Here is a 25,587-nt window from a genome sequence, read left to right on the forward strand (position 1 = left end):
ATGCCGATACCTCCAAAATACTCCTTAACTATCTTTTTGCTGACAATTTCTTTCAGTTTATTAGCCCAAACTCGGCAATTGCATTTTGACCATATGGGGACTGCAAACGGCCTTTCTGAGCTAACGCCAAACTGTATATTACAGGATAGCCGTGGGTTTATTTGGATTGGTACCGAAGATGGATTAAACAGATATGACGGCTATAAGTTTAAGATATTCAGAAATGATGTTAAGGATACTACGAGTATTGGCAACAGTAACATCAGGGATATAGCTGAAGACAGTAGTGGAAATATATGGGTAGCAACAGCCGGCGGCGGGCTAAACAGGTTGGACAGGAAAACCAATCGTTTCCACCGTTATATCCATAATGAAAAAAACAGGAATAGTATTTCAAGCAGTTTTGTGAATAAAATTGTTTTCGAAAGTTCCGGGAAAATTTGGGTAGGTACAGTAAAAAAGGGTTTGGATTTGTTTGACCCCAAAACCGGCCGCTGGATACATTATTTGTACGATAGCCATCATCAGGGCAGCATTAGCGATAATGACATATCGGCAATTTATAAAGACAGCAGGAATAATATCTGGATTGGAACGGTTAATAGCGGACTGAGTTTATTTGATCGTAAAAAAAATAGCTTTACAAATTTCAAACACCTCGAAAACGTCAGTGCATCGCTTTCGGGCAACTTGGTTACTTCTATTTTTGAAGATAAGGATCACCGGTTATGGATTGGTACGCGGAAGGACGGGTTGAACCTTTTTAACAGTGAGTTAGGTACGTTCAGGCATTTTAAAAACGATCCCGGCAACGTTAGGTCACTGGCGGGCAACAGTGTACAGAGCATTGCCAGTGATGCTGACCACAATTTGTGGATAGGGACTGAAAACGGAGGCTTAAGCATTTACAATTTTTTGAGCGGGGATTTTGGCAACTATTCCCGGGATGATATAGATAACAGCAGCTTAAGCGGCAATTCCGTTGACGTGGTATCAAAAGATAATGTGGGCAATATGTGGTTGGGGTCTTTTGGCGGCGGCATAAGTTTGTATAAAAAAGCAAAAAGCAACTTTGCGCTTTACAAGCATAATTCGTCGGCAAGTAGCCTTTCTAATGATTTTGTTCTCTGCCTTTTTGAAGATAGCAGAAACAACCTTTGGGTGGGGACAGATGGCGGTGGCCTGAACCTGTTCAACGTAAAAACGGGTAAGTTTACTACATACAAACATCAGGAATCCAATAAAAGCAGCATAAGCGGCGATAATGTATTAGATATTAAAGAAGACGCGCAAAAGAATCTATGGATTGGCACCTGGGGCAACGGTATTAGCGTAATGAACCCTCAAACCGGCATCTTTAGGTCTTTCAAACATGATCCATCCAACGCTACTAGCCTTGCCGGAGATAATATTTACGCTATTACACTTAGCCGCGATAGAAAGATATGGATTGGAACATTTGGCGACGGGCTTGATTTGTATGACCCAAAATCAAATAGCTTTATACATCACAAAAACAATGCGAACGACACTAAAAGTCTTAGCAGCAACAGGATAAACTCGCTACTGAGCGATAGTAAAGGGAACTTATGGGTGGGTACCAATGATGCGGGGCTAAATCTTTTCGACCCGAAAACGAACAGTTTCACCCGGTTTATGCACGATGATAACAAAAATAACGCCATCAGTAATAACACCATCCTTAACCTGCTTGAGGATCATCTTGGTAATATTTGGGTATGCACATTGGGCGGGTTGAACTTTTTTGATCCAACAACCCGGCGTTTCACAGTTTTTAAAACGAATGATGGTTTGCCAAACGATTACACACAAGCCATTCTGGAAGATAATAAAGGGCATTTATGGATAAGTACCAATAAGGGGATTTCGATGTATAACCCGCAAACAAAAAAATTTAAAAACTTTACAACTGAAGATGGCCTGCAGGCCGACGAGTTTAAAGCCCATTCGGCTGTTAAAAGCCGTAGTGGTATTTTTTATTTTGGTGGGGTAAATGGCTTTAACTCCTTTACTCCAGATCAGATATTACAGGTGCCTTATGACCCTCCCATGGTTTTAACAAACTTTCAGCTGTTTAATAGAAACGTGCAGGTCGCGGAAAACAACATGGATCCTTCTCCGTTAAAACAAGATATTTCTGAAACCAGATCGATAACATTGTCTCATGATCAATCGGTAATATCACTTGAATACGCTTCTTTAGATTACTTGTCGCCGGACAAGAAGAGATATGCGTACATAATGGAAGACTTTGATAAAGGTTGGAATTATGTTGAGGATAAAAACACAGCTGTGTATACCAATATTCCACCCGGCAATTATGTTTTTAAAGTAAAAAGCCAAAATAGCGCAGGGGTATGGTCACCGCATATTTTAAGCTTAAATGTCATTATTGTTCCTCCATATTGGCTAACCTGGTGGTTTAGATCGCTGTTGGTTATTGTAATTGCAGGCTTTGTTTACGGTATATACCGTTTTCGGGTTAATAGTATTATTAATCAAAAGGTATTATTAGAGCGCGAAGTAAAGGAGCGGACAGAAGAAGTGATGCGTCAATCTGATGAACTGCAGGCAGTAAACGAAGAACTACAGGCGCAATCAGAAGAATTAGAGGAACAAAAGAACCAGGAGCAGCTTGCACGCCGGGAAGCAGATAAAGCAAACCTGGCTAAAAGTGTTTTTCTTGCAACAATGAGCCATGAAATAAGAACACTAATGAACGGCGTTATTGGTATGGCCTCCCTGCTTGCAGAAACAGATTTGAGCGATGAGCAGCATGAATATACGGAAACGATTATAAACTGCGGCGAGAGCCTGATGAATGTGATTAATGATATCCTCGACTTTTCTAAAATAGAATCAGGGAAAATGGACATTGAAGAAGAAGATTTTGATTTGCGCCAAAGTACTGAGGAAATAATGGACATGTTCTCACCTAAAGCAGCCGAACAAGGCCTTGAATTAGTTTACGAGATCGATTATAGCCTTCCCGGCAATTTGATAGGAGACAGCCTGCGCCTTAAACAGGTGATCATTAACCTTATTAATAATGCGTTAAAGTTTACCGCCAAGGGCGAGGTGTTTATTAAGATATTTCTTTCTAAGCCAATTTCTGACAGTGAACTCGAGATCGGCTTCAGTGTGAAGGATACCGGAATAGGCATACCGGGCGATAAACTCTCGAGTTTGTTTAAAGCATTTTCACAAGTAGACTCATCTACTACACGTAAATACGGCGGCACCGGTTTAGGGCTCATCATCAGCGAACGGCTAGTGAAATTAATGGGCGGAGATTTATGGGTAGAGAGCAGTCTTGGCGAAGGTTCGACCTTCAACTTTACTATCAGAGCCAAAAAAAGCAATAAACAATCCGCAACGCCACTATTGTTACCAGGCGTATCTAACCTGAACGGTAAAAGGGTTTTGCTGGTTGATGACAATAAAACCAATCTCATTATTTTAAAAGCACAGATGGAGCAATGGAACCTTACAACGGTAACTTGTTCGTCCGCAAAAAAGGCATTGGGCATTTTGTCATCAGATAAGGGGTTTAACCTTGTAATTTCTGATATGGAAATGCCCGGAATGGATGGCGCGGGTTTAGCCCTGGCCATAAAAAACGGACCGAATCCCGTTCCGGTAATTCTATTGAGTTCAATAGTTGATACGAGCAGGAAAAAATATCCCGGATTGTTTTCGGCGATATTGATAAAGCCGGCTAAACAAAATCAGCTCCTAAAGAGTATTTGTGCCGAGCTTGGAGACCGCACAAAAATTGAAAAGGTTGAGGAAAAGCAGCGTAACGCTCTTGATTCCGGTTTCGCTTTAGTACATCCAATGACCATCTTGATAGCCGAAGATAACTCTATTAACCAGAAATTGATCGAACGCATCCTGGCTAAATTGGGATACAATGCAGATGTTACGAACAACGGGCTTGAGGCGTTGCAGAAGATAGGTGAAAAATCGTTCGACGTGATATTGATGGATATTCAAATGCCGGAAATGGATGGATTGGAAGCCACAAAAAGCATTCGGAAACTTAACATTCTGCAGCCATATATTGTTGCAATGACGGCAAATGCCCTTTCAGAAGACCGGGATATTTGCATAAGTGCGGGTATGGATAGTTATATATCAAAACCTATGAAATTGGATGTTTTAGTGTCAATTTTTGAGGAAGCCAATAGTATGAAAAAGGCGCAGTTTATAGGGTAGTAGCATTCGTTAAAAAGATGAATGAAGCTTACGCGGGCACCGATTAAGTTGGGGCTTTTATTGCGGACAGAGCATCACGAAACCTATTTTAAATGTCTGTTTTATAGCCTGTTAAGTCTTTATAGAAACGCTTAAATAACCCTTATATACGAACACAGCATCAGCTCTATTGCCATTTGTTATTTGGGAAGCTTGATTGCATCTATATCCTGAAAGGTGCCGTAAACCTTTGTGCAATTTCCATCTTTAAAGTTCGATTTCCCTGTGGTTCTAACCCATAACTCTTTCCCCTGGCTATTTATCAGTTGAAGTTCAATATCCCAGGGCTGGCCCTCAACAATTGCAAGCGTAACCGCTTCTGAAATTTTATTTCTGCTATACCCTTCCTTGTAAAAATTAATCGCATTGCCTAAATCGGGAACGTAATCCTGGTCTACTCCATGAATTTTTTTGGTGGTTGATGTCCAGGTCAATTCGTTTTTTATCAGGTCAAGTTCCCAGCCGCCCACTCGTGCAACTTTATTGGTTTGCTCAATAAGGTATTTATTCAGCTCTGCTGAAGCACTCAGCGACTCGCGTATATCAGTTATATCCGTAAGATCTCTGGTGAATTTGGTAAAACCTATTACATTTTTGTCGTTATCATATATCGCCGTAATAGCGATACTTCCCCAAAAAGGTTCACCGTTTTTTCTAACGCGCCAGCCTTCGTCTCTGGCAACGCCATTTTTTTCTGCTTCATCAATAAGTCGCTGTGGGCGGTTGTTTTCCTGGTCGTAATCCGTGTAGAAAATGCTAAAGTGTTTGCCAATTACTTCTCTTGCTTTGTACCCTTTAATTTTCTTTGCTCCCTTGTTCCAATTCTCAATATGCCCTTCTTTATCAAGAAGCAGAATGGCACAATCATCAATCTCCTCAACCATTTTGTAAAAACGAATAGACTTCAGGTCTTTCTCTGCAAACGTTTCAGCTACAATGGTTTGAATTATCGAATCAAAGTTTTCAGTAGCGCTTGAAAATAATTTCAACCATTCATCGTCCACTTCATAATGGCCATCTTTTACAAGGTTTACCAGGCCCATAATAGAAGTTAACGGTTGCCTGATCTGATGTGACTGCAAACTGGCAATTTTGATCAAAGATTGGTTTCTTTCATCTTTCTCCACTATCTCTCTTTTGAGTTCCTCGCGCCCCAGTTCCAACTCCATAAAGGTTATGGCCTGTTTACTTAGCAACCGTAAAACATCCTGCTGTAAGTCGGTCAAATTATTAGGTTTCAAATCAAACAGGCATAACGTACCTAGTTTTGAACCGTTGCTTGTTATTAAAGGTGCGCCGGCATAAAATCTAACCTTTGGATCATCATGTACAAGCGGGTTGTTGTCAAATCTTGCATCTTCGGTTGCATCGGGTATAATAAATACGCCTTCTTGTTCAACGGCGTATTGACAAAACGAGGTTTCCCTCGGCATTACTTCAAATTCAACACCCGATCTCACTTTTAAGTAATTATGATGTTCTCCCAAAAGGGTCAGTATAGCCACAGGTGTTTCGCAAAGTTTCGCAGCCAGATCTACCAAAGTTTGAAATTCTGAATTACTGGTGAAGTCGAGTGGTAAAAACTGGTTAACTTCTTCAATTCTTTTATTTTCACTATTAATCATAGCAATACTTGAATTCGCTTAAAAAAATGTTGGTGAAACGAATTTACGAAAATATTTTTTCACCAGATTGACGTAGTATTTAGGTTGAGAAATCAATAAAATATTGCAAAAGTGAAATTATTTTATTGCGCATTGATTTTCAGACACATGGCTAATGTTGCGTATTTTTTACATCAACTTGCGTAAGTGAACATTTGTGTTCGGGTATAAGGCTTTTGGGAATTTACTTGTCAGGTTTACTTTTCGGCTTTTATTATCATCAATATTTATAAAATAGATATTAAATAACTACAAGGGGTAAGGTTAAGAAAATTGACTGGCATGGTCCTGTCGGCATTTCTGGATAGCTGATGAAGCTCATGCTTGGTTATATTTCCCAAAAAAGACTTCCATCTCTTCCACCGCTCTTTTAAGCCCATCCTCATTCCTTATCTGCTGGCTAATCATCTCCACGTTGGCTCTTATTGCTGCAGATTGAACTTTGCCTATAGCCGATATGAGCTTATCTGTAGTTAGCTTTTTCACCGGGATATGTACCCCTAATTGCTTGCGCTCGATAATCTTGCCCCAAGTGGGTTGGTCGGTGTAAAAGGAGATGATGATTACCGGCAGGTTATACCTTAACATCGCCGCAAGCGTGCCCGCGCCACCATGGAATATGCCCGCTTTGCATTTTGGCAATATCTGTGCGTGATTCACATACTTGGCCACAAATAGGTTGGGGTGTCGGGGCAAATCGCCAAAAACCGACCAGCCCTTGCAAAACAATATCCGCTCTGTAGTGCTGCTCAGTATTTGGTTTATTATGGCCACGAACTTTTCAGTATTGCCTACCCCGTTGCTGCCAAAACCCATGTAAACGGGTGGAGCCCCTTGTTGCAGCCAATTGTTTAGCTCCATAACCGATTCATCATCCGCAATTATGGGCACGCGCTCCGGCACGGTTAAGAAGCCGGTTATCTTATGGTGGCTTTCCCAGTCTTTGGGCTGGGGGATAAGCGCAGGACTGATGCAATACAAATCGAGTGGCTTTTGCTTCTCTACATGGGTTAACAGGTTTTCCTTCAAGATCGGCAGGCCCAATTCCCGCCTCCACTCGTTGGTTTCCTGTTTCACAAATTTCCAGAAAAAGAGATGCGCCAGTTTATAAGTCAACTTATTGTACCAGGGGAAATTCAGGAAATCGAAATCGCCCAGCGGCAACTCGGTTGTAGGCACTACCGGGGGCATAAAATAAGTGAGCGCTATTTTTTTGCCTTGTTTCTCGGCAAGGGCGCTAGTGATGGGCAGCGTGGCTGCGTTGGCTATAATACAATCCACCTTGTAGAAGCCTGCTTTGTAGCTTTCGCGCAACGGCACCCTGATATCATGCAATACCTTAAAAAAGTACTGCATCAGTTTAATGGTGTTCTCCGTTTGTAAAACGCATTGCCCTTCGGCCGAATTCATCATGGTTTCTGCGTTGCCGTATAGCGCATGAAAGTTTATCCCGTACTCCTCTACGAGTTCTTTGAAGTTTTCAGGTGCGGCTATCATTACCTGGTGCCCCTTTTGCATCAGCCCAAGCGCCAAGGCTATATATGGTTGTACATCGCCCCGGGTGCCGTACGTAAAAATGCCGATATTCATGTTAATGGTGTTGGGTAGCTCATTTCAATTATGATTCGCGTTCCGTAAGGCAAACCCATAACCGCTGGCTACAAACGATTTAGCAATAAGTAAATTAGCGTTACGCAAGGTAATAAGCCTGCATCTAAAACCATCGCCGTAAAAAAAAATATTTTGCCGCATTTAGCCCCTTTATTTGTCGTATTACCACGTACAGCACCAGCTGCTAAGCTGTAGCTTTATAAATCTAATTAAACCGCAAATAACCAATGAAGACCACACTTGATAAAGCAACCCGAGACGGGCTTATAAAACGCGTAAGTAGCGTGCATGAACACAGCCCTGCCCAATGGGGTAAAATGAACGCCTATCAAATGATTAAACACCTGCGGCGTTGGGAAGAGTTAGCAAACGGCACTTTGCAGGCTAAGCGGATATTTATTGGCCGTATAATAGGCAAACTAATATTAAAGGCCGTGCTGAAAGATGAGGAGCCTATCAGGCGAAACTCACCCTCGGCACCGGAGACGATAGTACAGGATGCATCCGGGGATATCGCCGCAGAGAAAGCTAAATTCATGGAGCTTGTAAACTACAATGCCGCAAATCCTATACATGGTTTCGTGCACCCTTTCTTTGGCAAAATGACACATCAGCAAATTGGCCAACTCGCCTATAAACACATTGACCATCACCTGCGCCAGTTTAACGTTTAGGCAAGTATGCTAAGCTTAATTGTTTAAACATTTAACATAACCTTTGCATAAGCACCAATTAATAAGGTAAATTTGCACCGCCTTAACAGGGCGATATATCATGCGCAGGTTTATTTGTACGATATTACTGTTTTTTGCCGGATGTACCGCCGTTTTTGCGCAGCAGGACAGCACCGGCGCACCCGCTGATACCCCGCAACATTATATACGCATGCCACGCCCCATGACGGTGCTCGATTCTGTAGCCCACGCCATGGCGCTGGAAGAAAAAATCGTAGGCGATTCGCTTGCTATGGTGTACCTGCGTCGGCCGGATAGCAACAGCACCAACTTATTTGTAGATAGTATATTAAGAAGCGCCGTTTATAGCGGCAACCATTACCTCGATCTGGCATCGGCCTCTAAAACCAAACCCAGTATAAAAGGCTATGGCCATGTACGGCCCTCGCGCGATCCTTGGGTTATTGCCGTTATCGTGGTGCTTATTTTGTTCATACCAGTGCTTAATATTTATTCGGCAAAAGATATGAGCAACGTGTTTTTGGCCTTCTACTACAAACGAACCAATACCCAGGCCGGCAAGGAGGATAGCCCTATAAACGCCTGGACGTTCATCGGCTTGTTCCTGCTCTTTGGGTTTACTTTAGGTATATTTTTGTATTTACTTACCACAGGCTACTATAAAGTTTATTATCCTATAAGCGGTATCCAGTTATTCGGTGCCTTATCAGCAGTCATAATAAGCTTATTCGCGGTAAAATTTCTGGTGTTGAAATTTCTGGGCTTTGTTTTCGATATCAATAAGGTGGTAAGTGAGTATATCAAAGCACTATCGTTAACGTATTTTAATATCACGTTTGTGTTTTTGCCTGTGGCCTTGTGTTTTAGCCTAATTGCCGATAAGTTTTTCCCTTACCTGTTGGCCATTACACTATTATTAACCGTGATAATTTTTATATGGCAGTATCTGCGAAGCAGCGTGGGTATTATTTCAAATTTTCGATTTCATAAATTTTATTTATTTACGTATCTTTGTGCCCTCGAAATTTGCCCGATTTTAATACTGGTAAAGGCACTTAATATAGGTTTCAAGTAGTTAGTTTTATAACGTATAGCATTGGAAGACAGAAAGAAAAAGGTTAAGAGCATATTGGTTACGCTGCCAAAACCTGAAAATGATAAAAATCCGTACGCTGAACTGGCTAAAAAGCTGAATTTAAAGATCGACTTCCGGTCGTTTATTCATGTTGAAGGCGTGCCAGCAAAAGATTTTCGTAAGGAGAAGATAAACCTGGCCGATTTTACTGCCGTTATCTTCACCAGCCGTAATTCTGCCGACCACTTTTTCCGCATTTGCGAGGAAATGCGTTTCGAGGTGCCGGTAGAAATGAAATACTTTTGCCTTTCAGAAACCATTGCCCTTTACCTGCAAAAGTATATTCAATACCGTAAGCGCAAGATATTCTTTGGCAAGCAAACCGCTGCCGACCTGGCCGAGGTGCTTAAGAAACACTCGGGCGAGAAATTCCTTTACCCATGTTCAGATGTAGCCGCCGAAGAAACACAAAAGTTTTTGCTGGATAACGGCTATAACTTTACACCTGCGGTGCTGTTCCGTACCGTATGCAGCGATCTTAGCGATCTGGCCGAAGTGTTTTACGACGTGATAGCGTTCTTCAGCCCGTCGAGTATCCAGTCGCTTTATCAAAACTTCCCCGATTTTAAGCAAAACAACACCCGCATTGCCGCTTTTGGGGCAACTACCCACAAAGCGGTGCTGGCGGCAGGCTTAATACTTGATATCCCCGCGCCAACCCCGGCCGCCCCATCCATGACGATGGCTATAGAACAGTATGTAAAACAAGTAAATAAATAATTTTATTTAATCCATACACCCTTCGCAACAAAAATTGAACTACTGCGTATAACACCCTAATATTTATCAATTAAATAGATGTTGCGGCTTGTTAATTCACGCGTAAATAATTAACTGATTTTTGCCGATTTGTAATTTTAAGCGGCCTTATCTTGGTTAATTAAAACATTTTTGCATTGTAATGAAGTATATTTAATATATTCGGAGGTGCGTTGCGATGCATTGAATTCATAGCAGGTAAACGATTTTTAATAAAAAATGAAGCAATTATACTTTCTGATAGTAGTTTTAGCGGGTTCCGTTTTAGCAGGATGTAGTACCGGCGGTGCCGGCAATGGCGAGGTTGTTGGCGTACGCCAGCGCGCTTTCAGGGCAACAACGCCGCTGAATATGGTGTATATTAAAGGCGGTACTTTCCTTATGGGCCAAACAGATCAGGATGTTACCTTTTCGCAAACCTCACAAACCAAACAGGTTACCATTTCTCCGTTTTTTATGGACGAAACCGAGTTATCTAATACCAAATACAAGCAATTTGTGCTTTGGGTACGCGATTCTATAGCGATAACCAACTATCTTAACGATCAAAAATATTATCTACAGCCTAAAAAGGGCATCGCTGCCGATCCAAACGGTAAAAAATACATTAACTGGGCCTATGTACGCAGTAATCCTATCTTTAGCAGGCGCGGAAAAAATGCATCCACCAATGCTCAGAAGCTGCAAGGTCTGTATTACCAGGGCGATGACCGCGTTTTCGATCGTAACGAGATCGATGTACGCTTGCTGAAATATAACTTCTCCATGGTAGTGCTTCGTGATGCTGCCAATTACAAAAACGACAAAACAAAAAAACGCTCGGATTTCATCCTTCGCGATACCGTACCAATTTATCCTGATACGCTGGTTTGGTTGAGCGATTTTTCTTACGCTGCCAACGAGCCGATGGTTGAGGGTTATTTTTCGCACCCGGCATACCGTAACTACCCTGTAGTAGGTGTTAGCTGGCGCCAGGCAAGGGCCTTTACGGCATGGCGTACCCGCCTTAGCGAAGGTGCTAAGCACGCTCGTGGCGAGGATGCTAATCTACCATTTGAACTGCCTACAGATGGCGAATTTGAATACGCTGCCCGTGGCGGCAGGATAGGTACCGATTACCCTTGGGGCGGCCCTTACATTAAAAACGCAAAAGGATGCCTAATGGCCAACTTTAAACCGGGCCGTGGTAACTATACCGACGACGGCGGTGCTTACACAGTAAACGTACGCTCGTATTTCCCCAACGATTTCGGCTTATATAATATGGCAGGTAACGTAGCCGAGTGGACGATGTCGGCTTATGATGAATCTGCTACCACATTTGTACATGATCTTTCCCCTACGTTTAATTACGAAGCCAAACCAAACGATCCGGAAGTGTTGAAACGGAAGGTTGTACGCGGCGGTTCTTGGAAAGATATCGGTTACTTCCTACAGAACTCCACCCGTACTTACGAATACCAGGATACTGCTAAATCTTACATCGGATTCCGTTGCGTGTCTCATTATTTGGGTCGCGATATCAGGGATAAGCGCTAATAAAAAACTATAAAAATCATTAAAATTTACTTTACTAAAAATTTATGGCTGGGAAGAAAAAACCTTACGGAATAGGTAATATCGTGTCATGGGGAGCTACCGTGGTTATCATAGGTCTTTTGTTTAAGATACAGCACTGGAAATTCGCAACTGAATTCATTACTGTCGGTTTATCGGCAGAGGCTCTGCTTTTCTTTATGCTAGGTTTTCAACGCGAAGATAAAGATATCGATTGGGTACGCGTTTACCCCGAACTTGACGAAAATTTTTCCGGCGAGTTGCCGAAATCATCTGCAAAACCAGTTTTGGCAAACACTGGTTTTTCTAATACTGCTGCGTTGGATAAGATGATGACAGATGCCAAGATAGGCCCCGAGTTGATCAGCAGCCTGGGCGAAGGATTAAGAAATTTCGGAGATAAAGTACACGCTATATCCCGCGTAACCGATGCAGGCGAAGCTACAGTTGCTTTTACCAATAAAGTTAAAGCAGCAACTGCCAGCTACGATAATTTAAGCATTGCTTTTGATAAAGCATCGGCCAACTTATCAGAGATGGCTGCATCCAACACGGATTCTAAATCGTACCATGATCAGGTGAATAAACTGGCAAAGAACCTTGCCGAACTTAATGGCGTTTATGAACTGGAATTGCAGGATTCCAGCGCGCATCTTAAAGCCATGAACAGCTTTTATAAGAACCTTTCTTCAACCATGAACAATTTCAACGAATCTTTAGACGATTCGCGTCAGTTTAAAGACGAGGTTGGGCGTTTGGCTAAGAACCTCGCATCGCTTAATTCTGTTTACGGCAACATGCTTAGCGCCATGAACCAGCCACGTGGTTAATCAATATTATTAATATTACCTAATAAGATACATAAAAGAGCATGGCCGGAGGTAAAGAAACCCCAAGACAGCGAATGATAGGTATACTATACCTGGTGCTTTTAGGGCTAATTGCCTTAAACGTGCCGGATAGCTTGCTGGATGCATTCAAAAATATCACGAATAGTTTAAATACGTCTACCAAGAATGTAACCACAGGTATAGATAATACATACTCAGCGTTCGAGAAAACAAAGCTAAAAGAGCAAAAGGAAAGAGCGCAGCCTGTTTACGACAAAGCAAAAAAAGCTAGCAAGTTGGCTACCGATTTAACTGATTATATAGATGGGTTAACTGCACAACTGATAAAAGAAGGCGGCGGTATTAATCCCGAAATACAGGACGTTGATGGCAGAGACAATCTGGATATATCTCCGCGAGTAATGATTGCCAATGGCAACGCTGACAAACTGCGTAACAGAATAGATGCTACCCGCAACCAATTACTAGCATTGCTTACAGATAAAGAACGTACAGGTGTTAATTTATCGCTTACAGCAGAAGATCCGCCAAAAGGAAGGGATGGCAAAAAAACATGGCAGCAAGCCTACTTTGGCGATGGTATACCATTAGGCGCTACATTGACTACCCTTGCAAAAATTAAGGCGGATACTAAGAACGCAGAGAATGAGATTGTTAAAAAGATATTAGGTGAGGTAGATCAGGCCGTAGTTAATCTGGATAAATTTAGTGCTGTTGCTGTTGCACCATCAAGCTATGTGATAGCAGGTCAGCCGTACACGGCGGAGGTTTTTTTAACAGCATCCGATTCTAAATCAACACCAACCATAACTGCAAACGGTTCTAATCTGCAAGTATCTGATGGCCGGGGTAAATATTCGGTAAACACCGGTGCCGAAGGTGTTTTTACCTGGATTGGTCACGTAACAGTTAAACAGGCCGATGGCACCACAAAAACATACGATACGCCAACACAAACTTACCAGGTAGCACGCCCATCGGCGGTGGTATCTCCTGATAAGATGAACGTGCTATACATTGGCGTGCCAAACCCAATTTCGGTTTCGGCTCCCGGTATCCCTAAAGAGAAATTGCATGTGAGTATCTCTAGTGGCAGCATTAGCGGAAGCGGTGGAAAGTACACCGCCACAGTTAGCTCTGAAGGCGAAGCAACCGTTTCGGTTTCCGGCGAACTAGCACCCGGGAAAAGCCAGCTTTTAGGCTCAACTTTATTCCGTGTAAAACGTATACCAGACCCAAAGCCGCAGTTTGCGGGCCGCAGCGGCGGAAGCACCGGCGCTGCTAACTTAAGATCACAGGATAGAGTATTTGCCAAACTGGAGAAATTCGAGTTCGATGCAAAATTTGAAGTAACCAGGTTTACGTTGATTATACTTAAACCGCGCCAGGATGTTGTTAGCTATACTTCAACAAGTGCGGAGTTGACAGCGCAGATGCGTACCGCAATGAATAGCGTAACACCGGGCACTACGGTAGTAATACAAAATATTTTGGCTGTTGGGCCAGACGGAACGCAACGCGGCCTGGACGCAATAGTATTAACGGCTAATTAAGGATTAGAAGATGAAAACAAGATTTTTAGTTATCGCGCTTTGCCTGCTTTGCAGCTTATCATTTGCGCAATCCAAAAAGAAACCCGCAGCTAAGAAAAAAGTGCAGGCCAAAACGACTAGTACAAAAAAGCCTGCCGCAGGCCGTAAACCAAATAATACGCTTACCGCAGGCGCGGGTGCCAATGGTGGTGCCGCGGCGCAACAACCATCTGTGCTGGATACCACCAGGAAAGTGACAGGCGGCCCGGTGAAGCCTTTTGACAGGCCGCTGGATGGTTACTACAAAAAAACCAACATCCTGAGCGCAAAGGTTACCCCTTATGCCAACCTCCGCGAATCTGACGTGGCTTTTGCAAAACGTATTTGGCGTGAAATTGATATGCGCGAGAAGATGAACCAATATCTCAATTCGCCAAAACAACGCCTTATTGATATCTTGCTGGCGGCTATAGATAATGGAGAGCTTACCGCATTTGACCCTACAGGTGGTACGGTAGAAGATCCTAACGGCGATGGCTTTTCTAAGCCCTTGACTGCGGTACAGGCACACGGCAAGCTTGCTTCGCCCACCGTAGTTGATATCATCGACCCAAAAACAGGCGACAAAACAGGCTCACATGAAGTTCCGGGCGAGTTTTTGGCTGATAGCCTGATCAAGTTCCGCATTAAGGAAGATTGGGTGTTCGATAGGCAACGTTCTATTTTCGAGCCACGCATTATTGGCATAGCGCCATTGGTTAAATTAAAAGTTTCCGGAGTTGTCAACAACGAATACCAACCCGCATTCTGGATATACTTCCCTGATGCCAGGCAGGTATTGGCCGTTAAAGAAGCCGTTAGCCGTAACAACGATGCTACAGGCTTAAGCTTCGACGACGTATTTATGAAACGCTTGTTTACCAGTTACATCGTAAAACAATCTAACGACAAAGACGAGCGTATCCGCGATTATGCACAAGGAATAGATAAGCTGTACGAATCTGAAAATATCAAAAAGAAATTGATGGATTGGGAACTTAACTTGTGGCAATATTAATTTAGAGACTGGAGGTTGGTGATTAGAGATTAGTTGCCGATGTAAAATATATAAGCCCTTGCAAGCATTACTTGCAGGGGCTTTTTCATTTGTCTCTGTAATTTTTGGCACTATTCGTTTTGCCCGGTTTGCCTGTAGTGATTTTGCAACTGCCGGTAATAGCGGGCAACCTTTATCCTGAAAACATCATATACGAGCGTGAATAACAAAAGCGCGCAGGGGATAAAAAATGAATAGAACCTGAAATAGCCAAAAAGGTACGCCCCGCCGAGTGCCCCGGTCATGAAAAAGAGGATAATAGCTACCCGTAACTTTATCCTGATTTTGATAACGGTTCTGTCTGTATCGCTTTTTTTCAGGATGGTCGCAAGGTCAATACCCAGATCGGTAAATGTGCCGGTAAGATGCGTAGTTCTTACAACAGAACCGGATACCATCGAAACAAGGGCATTTTGCAGGCCCATGGCAAATAATAAGCTTCCGGCGAAAAGCTCTTTCGCTATTAAGCTGCCATCGTAGCGGAAACCGCCGGTTGCAACTACTGTTAAAATCAGGATTTCTATTAAAATAGGTATAACGTAAGAATACCGTTGATTACGGCCAACGCGCGAAACAATTACGCCGGTAATAAAAGCTCCTGCCAAAAATAAAAACATCCATAACGCCACAACGCGGGCGGTCTTCCAGTCGTGCAGCGCAATGCGCTCTGCAAACAACGCGGCGTGCCCGGTAACGTTTGTAGTTAATACACCGAAGGCTAAAAACCCTGCTGCGTTAACAAAGTCGGCCGTGATCCCTAAAAGGGAGGCTAGTTTGAAATTATGCGCATATGTGCGTTTGGTACCCAGGTGCCTTAACATAGTGTTAAGTTACGCAAACTTAGGCACCAATATCACTCACAGCGGGATTAAAATATTGGGTAATAGCTTTCGCTTGCTTAAGGTTCACTACTTCCTGCAGGATTTCTTCGTTGGCTTCTCGTATCTTTTTTACAGATTTAAAGTATTTCAGAAGCTTTTCGGCGGTAGTTTTGCCTATGCCCTCTATCAGTTCCAGTTCGGTGGCCAGGGTGCCCTTGTCGCGTTTTTTACGGTGGAAGGTTATACCGAAGCGGTGGGCCTCATCGCGCAGCTGCTGTATTATTTTCAGCGTTTCCGAGCGTTTATCCAGGTACATAGGGTACTGGTCGCCAGGGTAAAAGAGTTCTTCGAGCCTTTTGGCAATGCCAATAACAGTAACCTGCTTTTCTATCCCCAGCAACTTCAGGCTCTTCATGGCCGAAGATAGCTGGCCCTTGCCACCATCGATGATAATTAGCTGCGGTAGTTCGGTGCCTTCGTCAAGCAGGCGGCGGTAGCGCCGGTGTACAGCTTCTTCCATGGTAGCAAAATCATCCGGACCAACCACGGTTTTAACATTAAAGTGGCGGTAGTCTTTCTTAGATGGTTTACCATCTTTAAACACCACAATAGCCGATACCGGGTATTTGCCCTGGAAGTTGGAGTTATCAAAACATTCGATATGGCGGGGCTGCCGGTTCATGCGCAGTTCCTTCATCATAAGTTCCATCAACCGGTCTGTGCGCACATCAGGATTCAGCTTTTCGTACTGATCTATCTTCTCTTTCTTAAAGAACATCACGTTCTTTTGCGATAGGTCCAGCAGTTTGCGTTTCTCGCCCAGCTTAGGTACGGTGAATTTAATTTTAGAGTCTTCCACGTCTATTTCAAATGGAACAATAATCTCTTTCGAATCGCTTTCGTACCGGCTGCGAAACTCGGTAATGGCGATGGTGAGCAGTTCCTCGTCGGTTTCGTCCAGCCGTTTTTTTAGTTCGATAGTTTGGGTTTGGGTGATGGTACCGTTCATCACCTTAAGGTAGTTTACAAAGGCGTATTTCTCCTCGGATGCAATGCTGAATACGTCCACATCCGTAATAGAGGAGTTTACTACGGTAGACTTACTTTGGTAGTTCTCCAGTAATTCCGATTTGCGTTTAAGCCGGTGCGCGTGCTCAAAGTTCAGTTCGCTTACGGCTTTTTCCAGGTCGGCTTTTAAATTGCGCACTACGGTGCCTATTTTGCCGCTAAGGATATCTTTAATTTCGTTGATGCTGTTATCGTAATCCGCTTCAGATTGATAATCCTGGCAGGGGCCTTTGCAGTTGCCTAATTGGTATTCCAGGCAAACCTTAAATTTGCCCTTCTCAATGTTTTGGCGGGTAAGGTTAAGGCTACAGGTACGCAGGGGGTAAGTCTCCTTTATCAACCCCAGTATGGTGTGCATCATGCTCACCGAAGCGTAAGGGCCGAGGTATTTTGAGCCATCGCGTATGATACGGCGTGTCCAGTAGATGCGGGGGTAATTCTCGTTCTTAATGATGATCCAGGGGTAGGTTTTATCATCCTTCAGCATTACATTGTAGCGCGGCTGATGTTTTTTGATCATGCTGTTCTCCAGCAGCCAGGCATCAACCTCGGTATCAACTATGGTAAAAGTTATTTTACGTATTTTGGATACCAGCACCCGCGTTTTGGCATTTATCTGGGTGTCCTTATTAAAGTACGAACCTACACGATTGCGCAGGTCTTTAGCTTTGCCAATGTATATCAGCTCGTCCGCAACATCCCAGTACTGGTAAACCCCGGGTTTGTGCGGTATGTTTTTTAAAGCTTCGCGGTAATCGAATTTGTCCATGGCGCTCAGTTTGCAGTTTGCGGTGGGCAGTTTGCAGTTGCAAAACTGAATTTCCTGCTAACTGTAAACTGCCTACTGCAAACTTAAAAATCTAACTTCTTATCTACCTCGTTGGTTCCTTTTTGCTGTTGGCTATAAGCACCGCAATCTAAGGTGATGGCTGCGCCGGTTTTTGGCGGAACGAAATCTACATTGGTTTTTATGCCAAGTTTATTATTGGCGTAAACGCGTTTCATGTAGCCTGCAAATATAGGCAAAGCGGTGTTGGCACCTTCGCCCAGCCGTGTGCTGCGGAAGTGCACGTCGCGGTCTTCACAGCCTGTCCATACGCCGGTAACCAACTGCGGCGTTATGCCAATGAACCAGCCGTCAGAATTATCGTTAGTGGTGCCGGTTTTGCCGCCTATAGGGTTCATCATATGATAATCTCTTCTTAAACGATAGCCCGTGCCTTCCTGTATAACACCCTTAAGCATATAGGTCATTACATATGCAGTCTGTGGGTTTAAGGCCTGCACCACGCGCGGTGTATTGTTATAAAGTACGTTGCCGTTTTTATCTTCTATACGCAGCAAAAAGGTGGGCTCCGTCCAAACGCCCTCGTTGGCGAAGGCGCTGTAAGCTCCCGTCATATCAAAAACCGATGCATCAAAGGTACCCAGGCATATAGAAGGATAGGGGGGCACATTGCTGGTTATGCCCATCTTTTTTATCAGATCAGCCACAGGCTGTGGCTTTACCTCGTTCATTACATAAGCTGTAACCCAGTTTTGCGACCGGGCCAATGCTGTGCGCAAAGTAATAACCCCCGGTACGGTTTCTGATGGCGAAGATCGCGGCGACCAATCTGCACCGTAACCGGTTATGGTGATTGGCACGTTGTTTACCTGCATGCAAGGCGAAAAGCCGTTTTCTATAGCTACTGTGTAGGTAAATGGCTTAGCCGTTGATCCTACCTGCCGCGTGCCCATTTTTACCTGGTCGTATTTAAAGTGCTCGAAGTTGGTACCGCCTACCCATGCTTTGATGTAGCCTGTGGTAGGGTCCATACTCATCAAGGCGTTGCGCAGCATCATTTTGCAATAAACAATGGAGTCGATAGGTTTCATTAATGTATCGATATCGCCATGCCAGGTGAAGATATTCATTTTGGCAGGTGTGTTGAAGTCTTCCCTTATCTCTTCATCTGTTTTATTTTGCTGCTTTAGGCTCAGGTATCGGTCAGACCGATGCATGCCTTTATCTAGCAAACTCGCAAAAGTTGGGATCGCTTTATACTTGTTTATGCCTTTCCAGTGTGTGTTAAACTGGTTTTGCAGATTGCGCATATATTCCTGTTGCGCATCTTCGGCATATTGCTGCATGGTGGCATTGATGGTGGTGTATATCTTCAAACCGTCGCGGTCCAGGTCGTAAGGGGTAACGCCATCCGGTTTCAGGATAGATTTCTCTACTAATATCTTCTGCACCTCTTTTTTCAATACGGCCCTGAAGTAGGTAGCCATACCCTCATTATGGTCGGTTATTTTAAAGGATAGGCCAAGTGGTTTACTCTTGAATTCTTCAGCCTGTCCCTGGCTCAGATAATTTTCTTCGTACATACGGCGCAGTACGAAATTGCGGCGTTTGAGCGCATTATCGGGGTGATTGATCGGGCTGTAAATGCCGGGACCGTTGATCATGCCCATCAACAGTGCAGCCTGATCTGGTGTAAGCTTATCTGGCGTGGTATTGAAATAGGTGCGCGATGCTGCGCTGATGCCATAAGTATTGTAAGCGCCAAAATCTACTGTATTCATGTACAGGGTGATGATTTCTTCCTTGGTGTAGTTGCGCTCGAGTTTTACGGCGGTTATCCATTCCTGCAGTTTTTGGATGATACGTTTAACCGGATTGTGCGAACGTTCTGAAAAAAGGTTGAGCGCTAATTGCTGCGTAATGGTACTGCCGCCCTGCTTTTTGCCGATGAGGTTATACAATATGATGCTGAACGTGCGTTTGAAGTCGATACCCGAATGCTCGTAAAAGCGGGCGTCTTCTGTAGCAACCAGGGCGTTGATAACGTTTGGCGATAACTGCTTATAGGTAACGCTGGTGCGGTTTTTTACATAATAGTTGCCTATTACCTGGCTATCTGAAGAAATTACCTGCGAAGCCTGATCGCTCTTGGGGTTCTCTAATTCGCGGAAAGACGGTAGCGGACCGAACACCTGGAACGCCACAAGCAATATCAGGATAACGAACATGGCGAAACAGCCGATAACAAAACGCCATATATACCAGTTGTAACGCTTTATATCCTGTGTGGTAAGCTTGTTTTTATTGTTGCGGTTATTGTTGGTGATAATCATTTTACCTTAATAGTTTTGCTGATAGAATTCTATATAGCTATCCAATGTTTTTGAGTCGGCTAATTTATCCAGATTTTCTTCGGTAATAATAAAAAAGCTGTATTTATCCTGCGGCACCTTCATAATATTGGGCAACAGTGGTACAATGCTGCGTGCATATTGCTTAACTTTTTCCAGGCTGGCAAAACCGCCAACATATATCAACTGGTTATCGTTGCCCACACTTTTTAACTTGTGGTTGATAGCTGGGCCCTGATACTGCACCCTATTGAATTGCCCAAAACCAAAACGTGAGGAAGACAAGTTAGTTGTACCCGAAGCCACATTTACCGCGAAGAAGTAATGCGTACTATCGCGCAGGCTAAAAATTGATGGCTTTTTAACAACCGGTAGCGCAACCGGCGTTGTTGGCGGCTGTATGGGGGGAGCGGCTAAGGTAATTTCCGGCTGAGCCTTTACTGTATCGGCTTTTGGTTGCGCAGTTACCGGCTCTTTAACAGGTTGCTGCACAGCGATCTTTGCAAGGGTATCCGGTTTCTTAACCGTGGGCGGCAACGGCTTGGCGACTACCACCGGGGCCACAACCGGTTTTTTCTCGGGCTTGCGCACATCGGGCACTATAGTAATAGGGCCTCCTGTATAGGGCTTGCGGTAGGGGCTTTCCTGCTGATAAACAATAGGTATAGTAAAAAGCCCCTCGCTAATGTCTTTATCCGTTATCACGAAGGTGCGGGCAGCCAGTTCCGTTTGGTTGGCATCAGTGTAGGCCAGGTGCTGTTTTATCAGCGGCGTTATCAGTTGGTCGTCGGGGTATTTTGAAGCTATTTGCTGCAGTTCGGCCTTAAACGGGTCCAACTTTTCCTGATGGCCCGCAGCAAAGGCTCTTAAGTAAGCCAATTGCGATGCATACTTGTTATTAGGATAAGTTTTCAATAAACCATCGGTCGAGGTAATTACCTCAGCGTATTTTTTGGCGGCGTAAAGGTCGTAAACCTGGTTGTACAGCACGCCGAAGCCTGTATCGGCATCGTTAAGACGCTTGCCGTAATCAGGATCGAGGATGGTTTTGGCGAAAGCCGTTTCCGGGTATTCCTTCAACACCAAGGCCTTGTACTTATCAGATAAGGCTACATTGCTTTCGCTGTACAAACGATACAGGTTATAATAGATGGCCGCCTTGCTATCATTATTGGGGAAGAGCGCCAATATCGTTTCATAAGCTGCTGCGGCCTCCTTTTTATCATCCAGCACGTCGCGGTAAAAATTGGCTATAGCCAGGTAGGCATCATACCGTTTGATGTTAGATTGCGCCAGTTGAAGCGGCGTTAATGGTAGATTTTGCAGCAGATCCTGCTTAAAATTATTTGCTTCCACCTCGGCGGGGCTGCGCTGCATAGAATCGGGCAGGGCGTTTACATCTACGTTTTTTGCGGTGTTGAGGGTATTGGTGGTAAGATCGCTGCCTTGGCGGTTGCTGCGCCGCCAATTATCTTCCAGTTTACGGTTACCCCAAACGCGCTTGAAATCGCTGAAACCCTGGCTTACCGCATTGGTATTGTAAAAATAAAAGTTACCACCATTGGGTACGCTGGCCTGCGGCGAGGGCGTATCGGTAAAGGGATCGACAAGGGAATTGTTCGCGCCGTTATTTACCAAAGGGGCAGCAGCTGCTGTTTGTTTTTGTATGGCCTGGTGTTTAGCCATCTCGTCAATTCGTTTTATACGGTCGGGCTCGTCCAGGGCAGCCAGCATCTGCAGGGTATCCTCGCGGGCTATGGTTTTCAGGTTATCTGTAAGCAGTTGCAGGTTATCTGCTTTTTTTTGTATGGTGATGTAACCCGGATAAGTCGGCGGCAGGGTAGCCAGGGTACTATCATAATAGGTTTTGGCCAAGGTGTAATCGGCTTCGTCTTTAAAGTAGATATCAGCCAGCCGCAGGTACGACAGGCCTTTTTGGTTTTGGTTGCGCTGACTGTAGCTGGTAGATTGTTTATAGCTTTTTATGGCTTCGTCTGTTTGGTGTTCGGCGTATTGCAGCTGGGCTATCTGGTAATAAATCTGGTCGGTAAAATCAGCGTTGTTTTGATTTTTCAGTAGCGAGCGCAGTCGGTCTAGTCGGCTTATCTTTACCCCATTGCGGTTGTCTTCGATGCGGATGCGGTTAAGATCGGCATTGAAGGCCATATCAAAGGTGACGTTGCTTTTGGCTACCCTGGCGTAGCTGGCGGCGGCATCGGCGGGTCTACCGTTCAGTTCCTGCAGCTGGCCCAATATGAAGGTCCAGCGCATGCGTTGCAGGTTGCCGTGGCTGTACTTGATGGCGTTTGTGGCAGCTTCTTCGGCGACGGGATATTCTTGTATAGCTATATTGTACTGTAACAGGGTAGCGTAAACATCTGCTGGTACGCTTTTCTTAGGATTGATGTTTTGGATAGCAGTATCAATGACCAGTTTCGCTTCGGCTATTTTATTAAGGTATAGCAGTGCGCGCGCTTTCCACATCAAAGCTTCCTGCTTTAGCTGGGTTTGTTTGGGCCGGGCGGTAAGTACAACGTAATTGAAATACTCCACCGCATCGAAATAGTTATTGTTGAGGTAATTGGCCTTACCCAGCACCAAATAGGCATCGGGTATGTAATGGCTTTGTTCTTTTATGCTGATAATGGCGTTGGCCTTTTGTTTGGCGGCATCCAAATCCTTATCGGGTGCACCGCCGCCGGCAACGGTATCCTGGTAAACGGCCAGCAGTTCGGCGTAGTTATCTACAAAGGCAGTTGCGTAGCCTTCCTGTTTTTGCTGTAGTATCTGGCGTGCGTTGAACAGGATATTATAATGCGCGGTAAGGTTTTGCAGCGCACGGTTAACTGCACTCTTCTTTTCGAGCGAACAGCCCGCGATAATAAGTACAAGCGCAAATAAGGCAAGGATGCGTTGTTTTGATAAAATACAGGTAGATGTGCGCCTCAAGAGATGATGTTTATAGGTGGATTATAATTGTTTCAGCAAGGTATCCAGCGGTTTGCCATTGAGTTTACCGACTTTGAATAGGTTAACTTCCTTTACAGATTGCCTTAACTCTTTAAGGAACTTAACGTCGGTTTTTGTTAATGGTTTAGATTTCATTAAAGTATCAATATCCTCCCGGTTATAACGAATAAACCCCATAATAATGCAGTTAGAGTTTGATTTTCCCACAAAAACGCAACAGTTCCTTTTCTTCCTTTTGCGCCTTGGCGGCTTTGCGAGAAATTATTTTCGCAGTCAATCTTTGTTATTTGCTCGCTAACCAAGTATTATAAAAAGCATCGCTAATATACTAAATAGTATGCAATAGGATTGATAAATTTGCGACATGGCAAAAAATGAACCAGAAAGATTAGACAAACGTGCGAAAGAAGCCGGTTCGTATGCCAAATACATGGGCCTTGCTTTTCAAATGATTGCCATTATAGGTATATTTACTTTTGCAGGCTACAAAATTGACGAAAGTGCGGGGCATACTACTAAATGGGTAACCGCAGCGTTGTCTTTGGCCGGGGTTTTTGCTTCACTTTATTTAGTTATAAGGACGGTAGGGAAGTGAAGTTTTTAAAAACATTTTTACAGACAGGCATTTTTTTGGTGCTGCTGGCCTTATTGCCCGTTTGCCTGGTTTATAGCGGTTATGCACCACTGCTTATACCGCAGTTTTGGGTGCTGTTTGGCTTCTTTGGCGTACTTACCTTTATGTTACTCACGGGAATGCAAATAGTGCGGTTTTTAAAACCCGAAATGTATGCCCAGGCCTTCCTTATTGCTACCATTGTGAAGATGATGATGAGCATGGGGCTGGCACTCATCTTTGTGTTAAAACTACACATAGGGCACGGCGCATTTTTAGCTAACTTCTTTTATCTATATTTTCTAAATACCGGCTTTGAAGTTTATGTTTTGTTGCGTAACTTGCGCAACCAAAATTGAAAGTAAAAAACACTCATTCAATGCATTTTAGCCACGTTTTGAAATCAAAAAAAATTGCTCTAAGCCTTATTTTGGGCGTTTTTTTGACTTTTTGCACTTGTAAAACCTTTGCTACACAGGCCGAACACGCCCCTGAAACTGAACAACCTGCCCACACCGAAGGCGGACATGAAGAAGCATTTAACCCCAGTGAAGTTATACTGGAACACATTGCCGATTCGCACTCGATACACCTGTGGGGTACCGCCAGTATTGCCTTGCCTGTAATACTTTATACCGACAAGGGTTTAGAAGTTTTTTCTGCGGCAAACTTCGAACATGGGCATAAAGATTTTGCCGGTAAACATTACACTTATCGTTTGGTAAAAGATAAGGTTGCTATAGTTGAAGGTACTGATAATTTATTACCAGCTGCCACGGTATTGAGCCTGAATAAAAAACTGATAGACTTTTCCATCACCCGCAACGTAGTAAGTATGTGGATGTCTATGCTGATCATCTTCATTATCTTCCTGAGCGTGTCATCGGCTTATAAAAAGCGCGAAGGCAAAGCGCCAAAAGGCCTGCAGTCGTTTATCGAGCCGATTATTATGTTTGTTCGTGATGATATTGCGCGCCCCAACATTGGTTATAAATACGAACGTTTCATGCCCCTGTTGCTTACGGTATTCTTCTTTATATGGGTGAATAACCTTATCGGTTTAGTTCCATTCTTCCCGGGTGGTGCTAATTTAACGGGTAATATAGCTGTTACTTTTGTTCTGGCTTTTATCACCCTGGTTGTGGTTAACATTAATGGGAATAAATACTACTGGAAACATATTTTCGCGCCTGATGTACCTGTTTGGTTGTATCCTATTATGTGGCCGGTAGAGCTGGTGGGTATTATCTCAAAGCCTTTTGCATTGATGATACGTTTATTCGCAAATATTACTGCGGGTCACATCATCGTACTAAGCTTAATATCGCTCATCTTTGTGTTCAAGGCTGCTTCAGTATCGTTGGTTTCGGTACCGTTTGTGGTATTCATGGATGTTCTTGAGTTGCTTGTGGCAGCGTTGCAAGCGTTTATCTTTACCCTGCTTACTGCGTTGTTCATCGGTACGGCTATTGAAGAACATCACCACTAATAATTGCAAATAACTATATATTATATATTCACTTTAATTTTAAAACAATGATTGGAAGTATCGCTGCATTAGGTGCAGGTTTAGCAGTAATTGGTGCCGGTATCGGTATCGGTCAGGTAGGTGGAAAAGCTATGGAAGGTATTTCTCGCCAGCCAGAGGCTGCTTCAAAGATCCAAACTGCAATGATCATCGCTGCCGCTCTTATCGAGGGTGCTGCTTTGTTCGGTGTGGTTGTATCATTCCTGGGTTTAAGATAATATCTGCTCCCGGCAAAATCTTAACCGTAGGCTGTTGCGATTGGCCGCAGCTA

19 protein-coding genes are annotated in these 25,587 nt (G+C 43.8%); 12 read left to right on the forward strand and 7 right to left on the reverse strand.

The annotated features are described in order from the left end of the window. The first annotated feature begins 93 nt into the window (after nt 1–93). Nucleotides 94–4,239 (forward strand): hybrid sensor histidine kinase/response regulator, encoded by a 4,146-nt coding sequence (locus E2R66_RS00775; protein ID WP_158288307.1) that lies wholly within the window; start codon nt 94–96, stop codon nt 4,237–4,239. A 179-nt stretch (nt 4,240–4,418) separates the two neighbouring features. Here the strand turns inward: E2R66_RS00775 and E2R66_RS00780 are convergent, their stop codons facing one another. Both E2R66_RS00780 and E2R66_RS00790 read right to left on the reverse strand, forming a co-directional pair. After that, nucleotides 4,419–5,903, reverse strand: coding sequence for a PAS domain S-box protein (locus tag E2R66_RS00780; protein WP_133230409.1), 1,485 nt, complete (start codon nt 5,901–5,903; stop codon nt 4,419–4,421). Between the two features lie 357 nt (nt 5,904–6,260). Beyond that, a complete protein-coding gene (locus E2R66_RS00790; RefSeq protein WP_133230411.1) occupies nt 6,261–7,532 on the reverse strand; it encodes a glycosyltransferase in 1,272 nt (423 codons plus the stop codon). Between the two features lie 248 nt (nt 7,533–7,780). Here E2R66_RS00790 and E2R66_RS00795 point away from each other — a divergent pair, with 248 nt between their 5' ends. From E2R66_RS00795 to porN, 7 genes are all read left to right on the forward strand, one after another. Beyond that, the gene (locus E2R66_RS00795; protein ID WP_133230413.1) at nt 7,781–8,227 is read left to right on the forward strand and encodes a DUF1569 domain-containing protein; all 447 of its coding nucleotides are present in this window, start codon (nt 7,781–7,783) and stop codon (nt 8,225–8,227) included. 100 nt (nt 8,228–8,327) lie between these two features. Beyond that, nucleotides 8,328–9,323, forward strand: coding sequence for a DUF4271 domain-containing protein (locus tag E2R66_RS00800; RefSeq protein ID WP_133230415.1), 996 nt, complete (start codon nt 8,328–8,330; stop codon nt 9,321–9,323). A 15-nt stretch (nt 9,324–9,338) separates the two neighbouring features. After that, nucleotides 9,339–10,103: a uroporphyrinogen-III synthase gene (locus tag E2R66_RS00805; protein ID WP_133230417.1), complete on the forward strand. Its 765-nt coding sequence runs from the start codon at nt 9,339–9,341 to the stop codon at nt 10,101–10,103. A gap of 258 nt (nt 10,104–10,361) precedes the next feature. Continuing rightward, on the forward strand, nt 10,362–11,681 hold the full coding sequence (gene porK / locus E2R66_RS00810) for a T9SS ring complex lipoprotein PorK/GldK (RefSeq protein WP_133230419.1): 1,320 nt from the start codon (nt 10,362–10,364) through the stop codon (nt 11,679–11,681). 44 nt (nt 11,682–11,725) lie between these two features. Continuing rightward, nucleotides 11,726–12,529, forward strand: a complete 804-nt coding sequence (gene porL / locus E2R66_RS00815) for a type IX secretion system motor protein PorL/GldL (protein WP_133230421.1) — start codon at nt 11,726–11,728, stop codon at nt 12,527–12,529. Nucleotides 12,530–12,570: 41 nt separating this feature from the next. Beyond that, a complete protein-coding gene (gene porM / locus E2R66_RS00820; protein WP_133230423.1) occupies nt 12,571–14,103 on the forward strand; it encodes a type IX secretion system motor protein PorM/GldM in 1,533 nt (510 codons plus the stop codon). Nucleotides 14,104–14,113: 10 nt separating this feature from the next. Further along, nucleotides 14,114–15,139 carry a type IX secretion system ring subunit PorN/GldN gene (gene porN / locus E2R66_RS00825; protein WP_133230425.1) on the forward strand — a complete coding sequence of 342 codons (1,026 nt, stop codon included), beginning with the start codon at nt 14,114–14,116 and terminating at the stop codon, nt 15,137–15,139. Nucleotides 15,140–15,249: 110 nt separating this feature from the next. Here the strand turns inward: porN and E2R66_RS00830 are convergent, their stop codons facing one another. The 5 genes from E2R66_RS00830 to E2R66_RS29070 all read right to left on the reverse strand — a co-directional run bounded on the left by E2R66_RS00830 (nt 15,250) and on the right by E2R66_RS29070 (nt 23,310). Continuing rightward, nucleotides 15,250–15,999, reverse strand: coding sequence for a YoaK family protein (locus E2R66_RS00830; protein ID WP_133230427.1), 750 nt, complete (start codon nt 15,997–15,999; stop codon nt 15,250–15,252). 19 nt (nt 16,000–16,018) lie between these two features. Next, complete coding sequence (uvrC, locus tag E2R66_RS00835) at nt 16,019–17,836, reverse strand: excinuclease ABC subunit UvrC (RefSeq protein WP_133230429.1); 1,818 nt, start codon at nt 17,834–17,836, stop codon at nt 16,019–16,021. 83 nt (nt 17,837–17,919) lie between these two features. Then, complete coding sequence (locus E2R66_RS00840; protein ID WP_133230431.1) at nt 17,920–20,187, reverse strand: penicillin-binding protein 1A; 2,268 nt, start codon at nt 20,185–20,187, stop codon at nt 17,920–17,922. A 6-nt stretch (nt 20,188–20,193) separates the two neighbouring features. Continuing rightward, nucleotides 20,194–23,154 carry a type IX secretion system periplasmic lipoprotein PorW/SprE gene (porW, locus tag E2R66_RS00845; RefSeq protein WP_133230433.1) on the reverse strand — a complete coding sequence of 987 codons (2,961 nt, stop codon included), beginning with the start codon at nt 23,152–23,154 and terminating at the stop codon, nt 20,194–20,196. Nucleotides 23,155–23,175: 21 nt separating this feature from the next. Then, nucleotides 23,176–23,310 carry a hypothetical protein gene (locus E2R66_RS29070; protein ID WP_262710281.1) on the reverse strand — a complete coding sequence of 45 codons (135 nt, stop codon included), beginning with the start codon at nt 23,308–23,310 and terminating at the stop codon, nt 23,176–23,178. Between the two features lie 229 nt (nt 23,311–23,539). Here E2R66_RS29070 and E2R66_RS00850 point away from each other — a divergent pair, with 229 nt between their 5' ends. From E2R66_RS00850 to atpE, 4 genes are read left to right on the forward strand one after another with little or no spacing between them, the layout of a single operon-like run. Next, nucleotides 23,540–23,770 (forward strand): AtpZ/AtpI family protein, encoded by a 231-nt coding sequence (locus E2R66_RS00850; RefSeq protein ID WP_133230435.1) that lies wholly within the window; start codon nt 23,540–23,542, stop codon nt 23,768–23,770. Continuing rightward, complete coding sequence (locus E2R66_RS00855; RefSeq protein ID WP_133230437.1) at nt 23,767–24,147, forward strand: hypothetical protein; 381 nt, start codon at nt 23,767–23,769, stop codon at nt 24,145–24,147. Before E2R66_RS00850 ends, E2R66_RS00855 begins: the two co-directional genes overlap by 4 nt. A 20-nt stretch (nt 24,148–24,167) precedes the next feature. Beyond that, nucleotides 24,168–25,277 carry a F0F1 ATP synthase subunit A gene (atpB, locus tag E2R66_RS00860; RefSeq protein ID WP_133230439.1) on the forward strand — a complete coding sequence of 370 codons (1,110 nt, stop codon included), beginning with the start codon at nt 24,168–24,170 and terminating at the stop codon, nt 25,275–25,277. Between the two features lie 47 nt (nt 25,278–25,324). Continuing rightward, complete coding sequence (atpE, locus tag E2R66_RS00865; protein ID WP_091171878.1) at nt 25,325–25,534, forward strand: ATP synthase F0 subunit C; 210 nt, start codon at nt 25,325–25,327, stop codon at nt 25,532–25,534. Nucleotides 25,535–25,587 lie beyond the last annotated feature (53 nt).

The sequence above is a fragment of the Mucilaginibacter psychrotolerans genome (genome assembly GCF_004519315.1).
Lineage (GTDB): Bacteria > Bacteroidota > Bacteroidia > Sphingobacteriales > Sphingobacteriaceae > Mucilaginibacter > Mucilaginibacter psychrotolerans.

Bases quoted from the DNA above. Each gene is read 5' to 3' on its own strand.
- porN (WP_133230425.1), top strand. From the start codon at position 14,114: ATGAAAACAAGATTTTTAGTTATCGCGCTTTGCCTGCTTTGCAGCTTA.
- atpE (WP_091171878.1), top strand. From the start codon at position 25,325: ATGATTGGAAGTATCGCTGCATTAGGTGCAGGTTTAGCAGTAATTGGT.
- uvrC (WP_133230429.1), bottom strand. From the start codon at position 17,836: ATGGACAAATTCGATTACCGCGAAGCTTTAAAAAACATACCGCACAAA.
- E2R66_RS00830 (WP_133230427.1), bottom strand. From the start codon at position 15,999: ATGTTAAGGCACCTGGGTACCAAACGCACATATGCGCATAATTTCAAA.
- porL (WP_133230421.1), top strand. From the start codon at position 11,726: ATGGCTGGGAAGAAAAAACCTTACGGAATAGGTAATATCGTGTCATGG.
- E2R66_RS00775 (WP_158288307.1), top strand. From the start codon at position 94: ATGGGGACTGCAAACGGCCTTTCTGAGCTAACGCCAAACTGTATATTA.
- E2R66_RS00790 (WP_133230411.1), bottom strand. From the start codon at position 7,532: ATGAATATCGGCATTTTTACGTACGGCACCCGGGGCGATGTACAACCA.
- E2R66_RS00850 (WP_133230435.1), top strand. From the start codon at position 23,540: ATGGCAAAAAATGAACCAGAAAGATTAGACAAACGTGCGAAAGAAGCC.
- porM (WP_133230423.1), top strand. From the start codon at position 12,571: ATGGCCGGAGGTAAAGAAACCCCAAGACAGCGAATGATAGGTATACTA.
- porK (WP_133230419.1), top strand. From the start codon at position 10,362: ATGAAGCAATTATACTTTCTGATAGTAGTTTTAGCGGGTTCCGTTTTA.
- E2R66_RS29070 (WP_262710281.1), bottom strand. From the start codon at position 23,310: ATGAAATCTAAACCATTAACAAAAACCGACGTTAAGTTCCTTAAAGAG.
- E2R66_RS00840 (WP_133230431.1), bottom strand. From the start codon at position 20,187: ATGATTATCACCAACAATAACCGCAACAATAAAAACAAGCTTACCACA.
- E2R66_RS00795 (WP_133230413.1), top strand. From the start codon at position 7,781: ATGAAGACCACACTTGATAAAGCAACCCGAGACGGGCTTATAAAACGC.
- atpB (WP_133230439.1), top strand. From the start codon at position 24,168: ATGCATTTTAGCCACGTTTTGAAATCAAAAAAAATTGCTCTAAGCCTT.
- E2R66_RS00780 (WP_133230409.1), bottom strand. From the start codon at position 5,903: ATGATTAATAGTGAAAATAAAAGAATTGAAGAAGTTAACCAGTTTTTA.
- E2R66_RS00800 (WP_133230415.1), top strand. From the start codon at position 8,328: ATGCGCAGGTTTATTTGTACGATATTACTGTTTTTTGCCGGATGTACC.